Origin of the sequence: Kribbella solani, from assembly GCF_014205295.1 — a bacterium.
Taxonomy (GTDB): Bacteria; Actinomycetota; Actinomycetes; order Propionibacteriales; family Kribbellaceae; genus Kribbella; species Kribbella solani.
In genome coordinates, this window is record NZ_JACHNF010000001.1 from 284,381 (window position 1) to 297,777 (window position 13,397).

A 13,397-nucleotide genomic window follows, 5' to 3' on the forward strand; every position below is an offset into this window, starting at 1 on the left:
CTGCCTTTCCACCTCCCAGTGCGCGCGACACTCGGCTCAGTGCGCGTGCCGCTCGGCGGTGGGTGAGGTGGGCACTAGCATGCGGTGGGTGCGGATTTGGGTGAGTGGGGCGCGGGGGAAGTTGGGGGCGGAGGTGTGCCGGCAGCTGGTGGCTGCCGGGCATCAGGTGGTCGAGGCGGACCGCATCGGGCCCGACCCGGTCGACCTGATGGACCGTGAAGCGGTCGCCCGCTCGATGGCCGGATCAGCAGCTGAGTCGACCACTGGGGCGATGGCTGAGCCTGCTGTGGATGCAGTTGTGCATTGTGCGGGGGTTGCCAGTCCGGAGGGCATCGAGCCGGTTGAGTTGTTCGAGGCGAATGGGATCAGTACGTTCAACGCGCTTGAGGAAGCGTGGAAGCTGGGTGTGCGGACGGTGGTGCTCGCGTCCAGTGGTTCGATCTACGGGACCGCGTGGTCGCCCGAGGAGATCGGTACGCCGTCGGTGCCGGTCGACGAGGACACTGAGCTGCGGTACGTCGACCCGTACGCGCTGACCAAGGATGTGCTCGAACGGATGGGCCAGATGTACGCGCGTCGTGGCGTGCAGGTCACCGCGTTGCGCTTCCACTGGATTCTCACGCCGGCCGAAGTCCGTGAGTACATCGCCGACGCGCCGCCGGAGGAGAACCGCCGCAACCTCTGGGGGTACGTCGACCTCGCCGAGGCAGCCCGGGCGTGTGTGCTGTCGCTCCAGCCGCGTACCCACGCCCGCTACGCCGCGCTCCTGATCGCCGCCGAGGACACCGGCCGCCACGAGCCGACCCTCGAACTCCTGGCCCGCCACGCACCCGAAACCCAACTCCGCACCGATCTCCCCGCCCACGCCTCCCTCTACAACTGCACCCAAGCCGCCAAAACCATCACCTGGACCCACCACTCCACCTGGCGCCACCCCTAACGCCCATCCCACTGCGGCTGGCGGGTTGTTTCACCACTGGCGTGTTGCAACCTGCCAGCGATCACATAACCCGTCAGCCGCGGGGCCAGACTGGGTGGCGGGAGTCGGTGCCGGTGCCGTAGTCGGGGTCGCTGCCGCGGACCATCAGCCAGTGTTCGGTGGGCTTGGCCTGGTACAGGCGGAGTTCTGACGCGCCGGACAGTTCGGCCGCCGTATACGAGCGCAGTTCCGGGAAGCGTGCCGCGAAGACCGAGGCGCATCGCTCCAGTTCGTCCGCCGGTACTTCGGTCGCGTACGCCCTGAAGTAGACGGCTGATCCGCCGCCGATCGGCACGCTGGAGTCGAAGATCGCGATGCTGACGTCAGGCCGCGCGGTCAGGTTGCGTGAGTGGGCGGCGTCCGGCGACGACGCCCAGTAGAACGCGTCGTGCCCGTCGGGGGTGAAGTACACCGGTGTCACCCACGGGAGGCCGGCCGCGTCGACCGTACCGAGGGTGAGGTACTTGTTGGCTTCGATGACTGCCGCGGCGCGCTGGTCGAGGATTTCCTGTGTCATCCGCCCAGCATCCCCGACTGCGGGAACATCCGGGCCGGACATACCCTTGAAACCGTTATGACTTCCTCTGACCGTCGCCCGGTGTACCTGGACCATGCCGCGACGACGCCGATGCTCCCGGCCGCGATCGAGGCGATGACTCGTCACCTCGGCCGGACCGGCAACGCGTCGTCCCTGCACGGTTCCGGCCGGGCGGCCCGGCGGACCGTCGAGGAAGCACGCGAGTCGATCGCCGCGGCGCTGGGGGCGCAGCCGAGCGAGGTCGTGTTCACCTCCGGGGGTACGGAGGCGGACAACCTAGCGCTGAAGGGCCTGTGGTGGTCCCGGCTGGCCGAGGACCCGCGCCGCCGCCGGATTCTGCTCAGCGGCATCGAGCACCACGCGGTCCTGGACCCGGCGGTCTGGCTGGCGGGGCATGAGCAGGCCGAGCTGGAGTGGCTTCCGGTCGACGAGCTCGGGCGCGTACGTCCGGACGACGTCCGCCGGGCGATCGAGAGCGACCCGGAGAGCGTGTCATTCGTCACACTCATGATGGCGAACAACGAGGTAGGTACGCTCCAGCCGGTCCGCGAGGTGGCTGCGATCGCGGCCGAGTACGCGATCCCTGTGCACACCGACGCGGTCCAGGCGGTCGGGCAGGTGCCGGTGGACTTCGGTGCGCTCGGGGTGGACGCGATGACGGTGTCGGCGCACAAGGTCGGCGGCCCGTACGGCATCGGCGCGCTGGTCGTCCACAAGGAGACGAAGCTGACGCCGATCCTGCACGGCGGGGGACAGGAGCGCGACGTCCGCTCCGGCACTCTGGACGCACCGGCGACGGCTGGGTTCGCTGTGGCCGTGGAGCATGCGGTGAAGCATCAGGAGGACGAGGGGCGCCGGCTGGCCGAGCTGCGGGACAGCCTGATCAGCGGCATCATCAGTACGGTCCCAGGCGCCAAGCTGTCGGGCGATCCGGTCGGGCGCTTGCCTGGTAACGCACACTTGTCCTTCAGCGGCTGTGAGGGCGACTCACTGCTGCTGTTGCTTGACGCACGGTGCATCGAGGTCTCGACCGGGTCAGCGTGCAACGCGGGAGTCGCCGAGCCGAGCCATGTCCTGCTGGCGATGGGCTACGACGACCAGCGGGCGCGTGGCTCGTTGCGGTTCAGCCTCGGGCACACGAGTACGCGCGCGGACATCGACGCCGTACTGGACAGCATCGGATCGGTAGTGGAGCGGGCGAAGTCCGCCGGTTTGCAGAACGTAGGAAGGAACAGCTGATGCGGGTACTCGCAGCCATGTCCGGTGGAGTGGACTCTGCCGTGGCGGCCGCGCGGATGGCCGAGGCCGGGCACGACGTGACCGGAGTGCACCTGGCACTCAGCCGGAACCCGCAGTCGTACCGTAGCGGCGCACGTGGCTGCTGCACGATCGAGGACTCCCGGGACGCGCGCCGGGCGGCGGACGTGATCGGCATCCCGTTCTACATCTGGGACCTGGCCGAGCGGTTCCACGCCGATGTGGTCGAGGACTTCGTCAGCGAGTACGCGGCCGGGCGTACGCCGAACCCGTGTCTGCGCTGCAACGAGAAGGTCAAGTTCAGTGCCGTACTGGAGCGGGCGCTGGCGCTCGGTTTCGACGCGGTCGCGACCGGGCACTACGCGCGCATCGTGGACACCCCGTCAGGTACGCGTGAGTTGCACCGGGCGGTGGACCCGGCGAAGGACCAGTCGTACGTACTCGGGGTGCTGACGCAGGAGCAGCTGGCGCACGCCTACTTCCCGCTCGGCGACACGGTGAAGACGGAGATCCGGGCGGAGGCCGAGCGGCGCGGGCTGTCGGTGGCTGCCAAGCCGGACAGTCACGACATCTGCTTCATTGCCGACGGCAACACGCCGGGGTTCCTCAGCGAGCAGCTGGGCGAGGCGCCGGGTGACATCGTCGACGCGCAGGGCAACAAGCTCGGTGAGCACCAGGGCACGCATGGGTTCACCATTGGGCAGCGGAAGGGCCTGCGGATCGGTACGCCGGCTGCGGATGGCAAGCCGCGGTTCGTGCTGGACATCAGCCCGGTGGATCGTACGGTGACGGTCGGTTCGCGTGCTGAGCTTGCAGTGGAGCGGTTGACCGCGTCGAAGCCGCGCTGGTGCGGTCCGGCGCCGACAGGCCGGCTGGACGCCAAGGCGCAGCTGCGTGCGCACGGTGATGAAGTGTCGGTGGCTGCTTGGCTGGATGGCGATCTGGTGCAGGTGGAGTTTACGGAGCCGACGTCGGCGGTCGCGCCCGGGCAGGCGGTCGTGCTGTACGACGGCACGCGTGTGGTGGGCTCCGCCACGATTGACTCGGTTCAGCGCGTTACTGCTGCCGTATGACGACCACTGGTCTTGGGTCCGTTCCTGGCGATGACATCCGGGAGTGGATGCGCGCCGTACTCGAGTTGGTGGACATCCCCTTCCTCCCGGAGCTGCCGGCGCGCCCGTACGGGGACATGCTGAGTCGGAGCGTTGCTGTGCTCACTGAGCTGGCGGCTGACCTGCAGCCGGTTGGGTGGCGGCTGACCGGTGGTGGTGATGCACGGGCGAGTCTGGACCAGCGGCGGGCTCGGGCGTTGCTCAAGGAAGACCTGGATGTACTGGAGGAGTACTGCGACGGGTACGAGGGGCCGCTGAAGGTACAGGTCGCTGGTCCGTGGACGCTGGCTGCGACGGTGGAGCGGCCGCGTGGCGACAAGGTGCTGGCTGATCACGGTGCGCGGCGTGACCTGGCGCAGGCGTTGGCGGCTGGGGTGGAAGAGCATCTGGCTGAGGTACGCAAGCGCGTACCGGGTGCTGAGGTGCTGTTGCAGGTGGATGAGCCTGCACTGCCCGCTGTACTTGCTGGTGCGGTGCCGACTGCATCTGGGTGGAGTAAGCATCGGTCCGTTGATGGGCCTGGTGCGGTGGAGCTGTTGAGTCTGTTGACGTCTGCTGCGCCTACTGTCGTGCACTGCTGTGCTGCTCGGCCGCCGATCGAGGTGTTCACCAAGGCTGGTGCCGGTGGGGTTGCAGTGGATGTTTCGTTGCTCAACAACGCGGCGTGGGATCAGATAGCTGTTGCTGTTGAGGCTGGGACGACGGTCTATGCCGGGCTGGTTGCTACGACTGGTGCGGTGCCTGACAAAGAACAGGCGGCTCGGCCACTCATTCAGCGTTGGCGGGAGCTCGGGCTGGACCCTGAGCTGATGAAACAGGTAGTAATCACCCCCGCCTGCGGCCTGGCCGCCGCTCCGTCACCCCGCGATGCCAGAACCCGCCTGAACCTCCTCCGCGCCGTCGCGGACGTCATCGGCGACGCCGCCGAAGCCTGAACCGCGCACGAGCGGCACCCGCCACTCCCGCCGCCGTAGGCGGCGTTCTGTTCGTCGGAAATGTCGGTGGGCGGCGGTAAGTTCTTCCTATGAGTACGGAGGAAACCGCGGGTGCGCCGCCGGAGGTGCGGGAGCGCCACGCCGCGCTGAGCCAGGAGATCGAGGACCACCGCGCGCGGTACTACCTGTCGACTCCGATCATCTCGGACGCCGACTTCGACGCGCTGATGCACGAACTGCAGGGCCTCGAAGAGCAGTACCCGGAGCTTCGTACGCCCGACTCGCCGACGCAGAAGGTCGGCGCGCCGATCTCCACCCTGTTCACGCCGGTGCAGCACCCGATGCGGATGGAGAGCCTCGGGAACGCGTTCTCCGCCGAGCAGATGGAGGCCTGGGCGAAGCGCCTGGAGCGTGAAGTCACCGTCCAGCAGATCCACGACAGCGGCTTCCTCTGCGAGCTCAAGGTGGACGGCCTGGCGCTCGACCTGGTGTACGAGAACGGCAAGCTGGTCAGCGGCGCGACCCGTGGTGACGGCCGGACCGGCGAGGACGTCACGCCGAACGTCCGCACGATCAAAAGCATCCCGAACGAGCTGACCGGCACCGATCTCCCGGCATTCCTTGAGGTACGCGGCGAGGTGTACTTCCGGGTCGAGGACTTCGAGGAGCTGAACGCCCAGCTGGTCGAGGCCGGCAAGGACGTCTTCTCGAACCCGCGGAACAGCGCCGCCGGATCCCTGCGCCAGAAAGATCCACGCGTGTCGGCCGGCCGCCCGTTGCGCTTCGTCGTGCACGGGCTCGGCAAGGTCGAGGGTCACCAGCTCGGCCGGCTCTCCGCGGCGTACGACCAGCTGAAGGCCTGGGGCCTGCCGGTCAGCGACCGCGCCCGCCGGGTCGGCACGCTCGACGAGGTGAACGAGTTCATCGCGTACTACGGCGAGAACCGGCATTCGGTGGATCACGAGATCGACGGCGTCGTGGTGAAGGTCGACGAGGTCGATCTGCAGCGGGCGCTCGGTTCGACGTCGAGCGCGCCGCGCTGGGCGATCGCGTACAAGTACCCGCCGGAAGAGGTGAACACCAAGCTGATCGAGATCGAGGTGAACGTCGGCCGGACCGGCCGGGTCACCCCGTTCGCGCATCTGGAGCCGGTCCGAGTGGCCGGGTCCACGGTCGAGTACGCGACGCTCCACAACGCCAAGGAAGTCGCCCGCAAGGATGTCCGCCCGGGCGACACCGTGGTGCTGCGGAAGGCGGGCGACGTCATCCCCGAAGTGCTCGGCCCGGTGGTCGACCTGCGGCCGGAAGGGCTGCCGGCCTGGGAGATGCCGACGCGCTGCCCGTGGTGCGACACGCGGCTCGCGCCCGCGAAGGAGTCCGATGTCGACATCCGCTGCCCGAACTCGCAGTACTGCCAGGGTCAGCTGCGGGAGCGGTTGTTCTACCTGGCCGGGCGGTCCGCGTTCGACATCGAAGGGCTCGGGTTCAAGGCGGCCGACGCGCTGATCCGGGACGGGCTGATCGCCGACGAGGGCGACCTGTTCGCGCTGACGGAGGAGCAACTGGCCGGGAGCGCGTTCTTCACCACCAAGGCCGGTGCTCTGTCCGCGAACGCGCGGAAGCTGGTGGCGAACCTCGAAGAAGCCAAGGCCAAACCATTGTCGCGGGCGCTGGTGGCGCTCTCGATCCGGCATGTCGGGCCGACCGCGGCGATCGCGCTGACCGAGGCGTACGGCAACATCGACGACGTCCGGGCGGCAAGCGAGGAGCAGCTGGCCGAGATCGAAGGCGTCGGGCCGACCATCGCGCAGGCGATAATCGAGTGGTTCCAGGTGCCGTGGCATCAGGCGATCGTGGACAAGTGGCAGGCGTCCGGGGTGGTGATGCGCGAGGAGCGTACCGGGCCGACGCTGCCGCAGACCCTGGTCGGGCAGTCGGTGGTGGTGACCGGGACCGTCGAGGGATTCAGCCGGGACGAGGCGACCGAGGCGATCGTCGGGCGTGGCGGGAAGGTAGCCGGGTCGGTGTCGAAGAAGACGTCGTTCGTGGTGGTCGGTGACTCGCCAGGGTCGAAGTACGACAAGGCGGTGCAGCTCGGCGTACCGATCCTGGATGCCGCCGGATTCCGGGTGCTGCTGGCGGACGGGCCGGAGGCGGCGGCCGCGGTGGCGACCACGCCGGCGGCCGGTGACGCCTGACGAATTCGGGGCCGACTTGGGGCTGGACGGATCCGGCGGCAACCCTGAGCCGTCGGACTGTTAACTTTTGCACGTCGAGACGTGGGTCAGAAGGAGCAAGCTATGACGACGCCGCCGCAGGGACCATGGGGTCCTGGGCAGCCGGGGGGCCAGCCAGGCGGGCAGCACGGGGGACAGGGCGGCCAGCCGCCCCAAGGCGGTGGACAATCGCCTGAAGCCGGTAGCCAGTCACCGCAAGCCGGTGGGCAGCCCCCTCAGGGTGGGCAGCCCCCTCAGGGTGGGCAGTCACCGCAGGGCGGGCACTCACCCCAGGGCGGCGGGCAGCCGGCTCAGGGCGGGCAGCCGCCTCACGGTGGTGGGCAGCCGCAGCAGGGTGGGCAGGCGCCGCAGCAGGGTGGGTGGCAGCAGCCGCCGGCTCAGGGTGGGTGGGGACAGCCGCCGCAGCAGGGGCAGCCTCAGCACGGGCAGCCGTCGCATGGGCAGCCGCAGCAGCAGGGCGGTTGGGGGCAGCCGTCGCCTACCCAGGACCAGCCGAGCCAGCAGGGCTACCAGCCCGGTCAGTCCGGCCAGCCGGGTCAGCATGGCCAGCCTGGTCAGCAGCAGCCCGGTCAGCAGGGTGGGCAGCAGGGTGGTTGGGGGCAGCCGCCGCAGGGTGGTGCGTACCAGCAGCAGGGCTGGGGTCAGCGTCAGCAGCAGAGCGGTTGGCATCAGCAGCAGGGTCAGCCCAGCCAGCAGCCTTGGCAGCAGGCCGGCCTCGGCGGTCCAGGCGGTCCGGGCGGCTCCAAGGGCCCCGGCGGCATCCCCAAGGACAAGCTCCCGCTGGTGATCGGCGGTGGCGTCGCGGGCATCGTGGTGATCGCACTCCTGGTCTTCCTCGGCATCCGCGCGTTCGGCGGTGACGACACCCCGACCTCCGGGCCGAGCACCACCACGACCGCTCAGCCGACGGACGGCCCGTCCAGCAGTGGCGGCGGTCAGAACGGCGAGCTCGGCAACGCGACCGGTCAGGCCAAGACCGCGACCGAGAAGCTGCAGAGCAACGGCTTCGGCTGTAGTGACCTGTTCAACACGAGTCAGGGCGCGCACCGCGGCTGTTTCAAGTACGACAACAGCACGAAGGCCGAGGCGGTCTTCCAGTTCCAGTCCGACGGCACCATTCTCGCGATCCGGTTCGAGTCGCAGAACGCCGACAACATCAACAACGCCCAGGTCGTCTTCGACCAGATCCTGCAGGCGGTCGGCAACGACACGTTCGGCGGGGATCAGGTGAAGAAGGTCCAGGACGCGGTGAAGTCCGGCCAGAAGTCGGAGAAGGTCGGCAGTACCTGGGGCGAGTTCGAGCTCCGGAACGACGGCGACACGGTCCGGCTGTCGGGGGCGAAGTCCGGTGAGGACTCGCTGGACATCCCGCCGAAGCAGTTCGACACCCAGAAGCCGCAGCTGGTCGCGGCCCTGAAGGGCAAGGGGTACGTCTGTACGAGCTCCTGCACCAAGGAGACGGGCGACTCGAACTACCAGCGGGTGTACTTCTACGCCAGCGACGGCCAGGGCATCAAGGTGCTGCAGATGAGCGCGTCGGGTAGCCCGGGTGACGTGAAGCGGGCGATGCCGACGGTGATGAACGACGCGTTCGGGGCGCTCAAGGGCGGTGACGTCGCGGCGCTGAAGTCGTACATCCAGGCGCACGGTGACGGGAAGTCGTACGCTTCTTACGTGGCCGGCTGGCGGGTCGAGATCCGCGGCAACAACTCGGACAGCTACTCGTCGCAGCAGATCGAGATCACGTACGAGTCGTTCTACGTCTGACCGGTACGGTGACAGGTACGGGCGCAGGGACGGAGGACCGGATGAAGTTCCCCCGGGAGAAGCGGGAGCAGCGGACGGTGGTGACGCCACCGCCCGAGGCGGTCCAGCGCGTCGACGGTGGTGGGGCCTGGGGCCCCACCCAGTTCGACCTCCCGGATCAGAACGGCAGCAACAGCCAGGCGATCCTGATCGTCGTGCTGGTCGGCGTCGTGGTGCTGCTGATCATCGCCGCGCTGTGGGCGTTCGCCTACTTCCAGTTCACCTGATCACGAACAGCCAAGGCCCCCGCTCGATCGACGCGATCGGACGGGGGCTCGCTGTTTTCAGCCAAGCAACCGGTCAGCCAGGCAACCGGTTGAGCTGTCAGGCGGTGGCGCGGATGGTGACCGCGAGTGAGGCCAGGTACGAAAGCCGGGCCACCTCGGAGCCGAGGAATTCGGGTCCACCGCGGCGGCCGATGACCAGGATGCGTTGGTCGGAATCGAGCGGCGCGGCGACCAGTACCGACTCGGAGAGACCCTTGTGCTCGGGCGCTTCCAGCGTGCTCGCCTTCTGCATCGGTATCCACCGGCCGGCCACATCGCCGAACTCAGGTGTCGCGCTGGTCTCGAGCGCGACCTTCACCTCGCTGCCGGTCCCGTCGAGCAAGGCGGCCCAGTCCGCGTGCAGTACGGCGGGTGACTGCTCGACCAGGATGTCGATCGCGTCCGCGGGAGCCGATGTCATCTGCTCGACGGCTTCCAGGTCCATGTGCAGTCCGCCGCCGGCGCCGTACCGGGAGAACCAGATGACCTCGACGTCGTCCACCCCGTTGCAGGCGGAGACGAGCCGGTCGGGCAGTACGCCGGGTGGCAGGTCGACCACGATGTCGTCGACGGCGGTGCCGTTCTCTCGCCGGTGTTCGACGATTTCGATCGCGTGGATGTCGGCATTCACCTCACCGAGGGCGGTGGCGACCGTACCCAGCGATCCGGGCCGGTCCGGGATGATCAAGCGCAGCAGGAACACCGAACGATCATCTCCCAGCCGATCACCTTGCGCGTAACGCCCTGTCGCCGCCCATGTTACAGAGCGGTAGGGACAGACACGCCCGCCCATCTCATCGGGTAGTTGTCCACAGCTTCGGGGACGGGAAATACAGCTGTCACATCCGGCCCACTAAGCTGACGTGCATCACACCGAGAACCTCTTGGTGTTTGCGCTTCCAGCTACTGCACGCATTGGATCAGTTCATGCCATCGATTACCCGCGAAGAGGTCGCGCACCTGGCGCGACTGGCGCGGATCGAGCTCTCCGACTCCGAGCTCGACCACCTCGCGCCGCAGCTCGACCAGATCATCTCCCTGGTCGGGCAGGTCAGCCAGGTGGCGGCGGACGACATTCCGCCGACCTCGCACGCCCTGCCGCTGACCAACGTGATGCGCGCGGACGAGAACGTCCCGTGCCTCAGCCCCGAGCAGGCGCTCTCCGGCGCGCCGGCCGCGGAGGAGCAGCGTTTCCGGGTGCCGCGGATCCTGGAGGAGGACTGATGACCGACCTGACCAGGAAGACCGCCGCCGAGCTGGCGGAGCTGATGACGTCCGGGCAGGCCAGTTCGGTCGAGGTGACCCAGGCCCACCTGGACCGGATCGCCGCCGTCGACGGTGACGTCCACGCGTTCCTGCACGTGGATTCCGAAGGCGCGCTGGCGCAGGCGAAGGCCGTCGACGCGAAGCGGGCGGCCGGCGAGCAGCTGGCGCCGCTGGCCGGGGTGCCGCTGGCGCTGAAGGACGTGCTGACCCAGGAGGGCGTGCCGACCACGGCCGGCTCGAAGATCCTCGAGGGCTGGAAACCGCCGTACGACTCGACGGTCGTCAAGCGGCTGAAGGCGGCCGGGATCGTCATCCTCGGCAAGACCAACATGGACGAGTTCGCGATGGGCTCCTCCACCGAGAACTCGGCGTACGGCACCACGCACAACCCGTGGGACCTGGGCCGCATCCCCGGCGGTTCCGGCGGCGGTTCGTCGGCGGCGATCGCGGCGTACGAGGCACCGCTCGCGATCGGCACCGACACCGGCGGCTCGATCCGTCAGCCGGGGGCCTTCACCGGCACCGTCGGCGTCAAGCCGACGTACGGCGGCACCTCGCGGTACGGACTGATCGCGCTGGCGTCCTCGCTGGACACGCCGGGCCCGTGCGCGCGGACGACGCTCGACGCGGCGCTGCTGCACGAGGCGATCGCCGGGTACGACCCGATGGACTCCACGTCGATCAATCAGGACGTCCCGCCGGTGGTCGCGGCGGCCCGCAACGGTGACGTCGCCGGGCTGCGGATCGGCGTCGTCAAGGAGCTCGGCGGTGAGGGGTACCAGCCGGGTGTCGAGGCCCGTTTCCACGAAGCGGTCGAGCTGCTCACCAAGCTCGGCGCCGAAGTGGTCGAGGTCTCCTGCCCCCACTTCGAGTACGCCCTGCCGGCGTACTACCTGATCCTGCCGAGCGAGGCGTCGTCCAACCTGGCCAAGTTCGACGCGATGCGGTACGGGCTGCGGGTCGGCGACGACGGCGAGAACAGTGCGGAGCGGGTGACCAGCCTGAGCCGCGAAGCCGGGTTCGGCGCCGAGGTGAAGCGCCGCATCATCCTCGGTACGCACGCCCTCTCCAGCGGGTACTACGACGCGTACTACGGTCAGGCCCAGAAGGTCCGTACGCTGATCGCCCGCGATTTCGCGAACGCGTACGAGCAGGTCGACGTGCTCGTGTCGCCGGCCACGCCGACGACCGCGTTCCCGATCGGTGACCGGATCAACGACCCGATCGCCATGTACAAGAACGACCTGTGCACGATCCCGTCCAACCTGGCCGGTAACGCGGCCGCGTCGTTCCCGTGCGGCCTCGCCGACGAGGACGGTCTGCCGGTCGGCTTCCACGTGATGGCGCCGGTGCTGCGCGACGACCTGTGCTACCAGGTCGGTGCCGCGCTCGAGTCGGCGCTGGCCGACCAGTGGGGCGGCGTGCTGATGACCAAGGCTCCGGAGCTGGGGGTGACCCGATGACTGCTGCTGTACTCGAAATCGATGACGCGCTGGCCACCTACGACCCGGTGCTGGGGCTCGAGGTGCACGTCGAGCTGAACACCAGGTCGAAGATGTTCTGCGGCTGCCCGACCGAGTTCGGCGCGCCGCCGAACACCCAGACCTGCCCGGTCTGCCTCGGTCTGCCCGGCGCGCTGCCGGTGGTGAACGCGCGCGCGGTCGAGTCCGCGATCAAGATCGGCCTCGCGCTGAACTGCGAGATCGCCGAGTGGTGCCGGTTCGCCCGGAAGAACTACTTCTACCCGGACATGCCGAAGAACTTCCAGACCTCGCAGTACGACGAGCCGATCGCGTACAACGGCTGGACCGAGGTCGTCGTCGACGGTGAGACGTACCGGATCGAGATCGAGCGCGCGCACATGGAGGAGGACACCGGCAAGTCCACCCACATCGGTGGCGCGACCGGCCGGATCCACGGCGCCTCGCACTCGCTGGTCGACTACAACCGGGCCGGGATCCCGCTGATCGAGATCGTCACCAAGACGATCGAGGTCCCGGGGGAGAAGGCCGCGGCGGTCGCCCGGGCGTACGTGAGCATGCTCCGCGACCTGCTGTTCTCGCTCGGCGTCTCCGACGTCCGGATGGACCAGGGGTCGCTGCGCTGCGACGCGAACGTTTCGCTGAAGCCGAGTGGTTCGACGACTCTTGGTACCCGGACCGAGACGAAGAACGTGAACTCGTTCCGCTCGGTCGAGCGCGCGGTGACGTACGAGATCACCCGGCAGGCGGCGGTGCTGTCGTCCGGCGGCAAGGTTCTGCAGGAGACCCGGCACTGGCACGAGGATACCGGCATCACCACGTCCGGCCGGGAGAAGTCCGACGCCGACGACTACCGGTACTTCCCGGAGCCCGACCTGGTGCCGGTGGCGCCGTCGCGGGAGTGGGTCGAGGAAGTGCGCGCGACCCTGCCCGAGGCGCCGTCGCTGCGACGAGCGCGACTGCAGCAGGAGTGGGGTTTCACCGACCTCGAGATGCGTGACGTGGTGAACGGCAACGCGCTCGAGCCGATCGTCGCGACCGTCGAGCTCGGGGTGACGGCGGCCGCCGCGAAGAAGTGGTGGCTGGGTGAGCTGGCCCGCGCGGCGAACGAGTCCGGTCAGGAGCTGGACGCGCTCGGGGTCGGCGCGGCCGAGGTCGCCGAGGTACAGAAGCTGGTCGACGAAGGCACGCTGAACGACAAGCTCGCGCGGCAGGTGTTCGAGGGTCTGCTCGCCGGTGAGGGTACGCCGGCGGAGATCATCGAGAAGCGCGGGCTGGCGCTGGTGTCGGACGACTCGGCGCTGATCGCGGCGATCGAGCGCGCGATCGCGGCGAACCCGGACGTCGTCGAGAAGGTCAATTCCGGCAAGCCGGCCGCGGCCGGCGCGCTGATCGGCGCGGTGATGAAAGACATGCGCGGCCAGGCCGACGCCGCCAAGGTCCGCCAACTCCTGAACGAAAAACTCGGGATCTGACGTTTGATCTGTTGAGATGCCGGCCCTCGTCTGAGGGCCGGCATC

13 protein-coding genes are annotated in these 13,397 nt (G+C 68.7%); 10 read left to right on the top strand and 3 right to left on the bottom strand.

Translation table 11 applies throughout. From position 1 onward, the window contains the following. Positions 1-88 precede the first annotated feature (88 nt). Positions 89-940, top strand: coding sequence for an NAD-dependent epimerase/dehydratase family protein (locus HDA44_RS01290; protein ID WP_184830565.1), 852 nt, complete (start codon positions 89-91; stop codon positions 938-940). A 73-nt stretch (positions 941-1,013) separates the two neighbouring features. Here HDA44_RS01290 and HDA44_RS01295 read toward each other — a convergent pair whose 3' ends face one another. Further along, positions 1,014-1,496, bottom strand: a complete 483-nt coding sequence (locus HDA44_RS01295) for a pyridoxamine 5'-phosphate oxidase family protein (protein ID WP_184830567.1) — start codon at positions 1,494-1,496, stop codon at positions 1,014-1,016. A 57-nt stretch (positions 1,497-1,553) separates the two neighbouring features. Here HDA44_RS01295 and HDA44_RS01300 point away from each other — a divergent pair, with 57 nt between their 5' ends. The 4 genes from HDA44_RS01300 to ligA all read left to right on the top strand — a co-directional run bounded on the left by HDA44_RS01300 (position 1,554) and on the right by ligA (position 7,019). Further along, on the top strand, positions 1,554-2,756 hold the full coding sequence (locus HDA44_RS01300) for a cysteine desulfurase family protein (RefSeq protein WP_184830569.1): 1,203 nt from the start codon (positions 1,554-1,556) through the stop codon (positions 2,754-2,756). Beyond that, complete coding sequence (gene mnmA / locus HDA44_RS01305) at positions 2,756-3,847, top strand: tRNA 2-thiouridine(34) synthase MnmA (protein ID WP_184830571.1); 1,092 nt, start codon at positions 2,756-2,758, stop codon at positions 3,845-3,847. Before HDA44_RS01300 ends, mnmA begins: the two co-directional genes overlap by 1 nt. Next, the gene (locus HDA44_RS01310; RefSeq protein ID WP_184830573.1) at positions 3,844-4,821 is read left to right on the top strand and encodes a uroporphyrinogen decarboxylase/cobalamine-independent methonine synthase family protein; all 978 of its coding nucleotides are present in this window, start codon (positions 3,844-3,846) and stop codon (positions 4,819-4,821) included. Before mnmA ends, HDA44_RS01310 begins: the two co-directional genes overlap by 4 nt. Positions 4,822-4,910: 89 nt before the next feature. Further along, positions 4,911-7,019 carry an NAD-dependent DNA ligase LigA gene (gene ligA / locus HDA44_RS01315; protein WP_184830575.1) on the top strand — a complete coding sequence of 703 codons (2,109 nt, stop codon included), beginning with the start codon at positions 4,911-4,913 and terminating at the stop codon, positions 7,017-7,019. A gap of 303 nt (positions 7,020-7,322) precedes the next feature. Here ligA and HDA44_RS01320 read toward each other — a convergent pair whose 3' ends face one another. Then, positions 7,323-7,727: a hypothetical protein gene (locus tag HDA44_RS01320; RefSeq protein ID WP_184844884.1), complete on the bottom strand. Its 405-nt coding sequence runs from the start codon at positions 7,725-7,727 to the stop codon at positions 7,323-7,325. A 114-nt stretch (positions 7,728-7,841) separates the two neighbouring features. Between HDA44_RS01320 and HDA44_RS01325 the strand changes: the two genes are divergently transcribed. Then, positions 7,842-8,825 (top strand): hypothetical protein, encoded by a 984-nt coding sequence (locus HDA44_RS01325; RefSeq protein ID WP_337905579.1) that lies wholly within the window; start codon positions 7,842-7,844, stop codon positions 8,823-8,825. A gap of 41 nt (positions 8,826-8,866) precedes the next feature. Then, the gene (locus HDA44_RS01330) at positions 8,867-9,091 is read left to right on the top strand and encodes a hypothetical protein (RefSeq protein ID WP_184830577.1); all 225 of its coding nucleotides are present in this window, start codon (positions 8,867-8,869) and stop codon (positions 9,089-9,091) included. Positions 9,092-9,188: 97 nt separating this feature from the next. On the opposite strand, the gene HDA44_RS01335 is transcribed toward HDA44_RS01330, so the two are convergent. Further along, the gene (locus tag HDA44_RS01335) at positions 9,189-9,833 is read right to left on the bottom strand and encodes an ACT domain-containing protein (RefSeq protein WP_184830579.1); all 645 of its coding nucleotides are present in this window, start codon (positions 9,831-9,833) and stop codon (positions 9,189-9,191) included. A gap of 224 nt (positions 9,834-10,057) precedes the next feature. Here HDA44_RS01335 and gatC point away from each other — a divergent pair, with 224 nt between their 5' ends. Genes gatC through gatB form a run of 3 tightly spaced genes read left to right on the top strand, consistent with a single transcriptional unit; the run spans position 10,058 to position 13,352 of the window. Continuing rightward, on the top strand, positions 10,058-10,354 hold the full coding sequence (gatC, locus tag HDA44_RS01340) for an Asp-tRNA(Asn)/Glu-tRNA(Gln) amidotransferase subunit GatC (protein ID WP_184830581.1): 297 nt from the start codon (positions 10,058-10,060) through the stop codon (positions 10,352-10,354). Continuing rightward, on the top strand, positions 10,354-11,859 hold the full coding sequence (gene gatA / locus HDA44_RS01345; protein ID WP_184830583.1) for an Asp-tRNA(Asn)/Glu-tRNA(Gln) amidotransferase subunit GatA: 1,506 nt from the start codon (positions 10,354-10,356) through the stop codon (positions 11,857-11,859). The genes gatC and gatA overlap by 1 nt, the downstream gene beginning before the upstream one ends. Beyond that, positions 11,856-13,352, top strand: coding sequence for an Asp-tRNA(Asn)/Glu-tRNA(Gln) amidotransferase subunit GatB (gatB, locus tag HDA44_RS01350; RefSeq protein ID WP_184830585.1), 1,497 nt, complete (start codon positions 11,856-11,858; stop codon positions 13,350-13,352). The genes gatA and gatB overlap by 4 nt, the downstream gene beginning before the upstream one ends. The last annotated feature ends 45 nt before the right edge of the window (positions 13,353-13,397 follow it).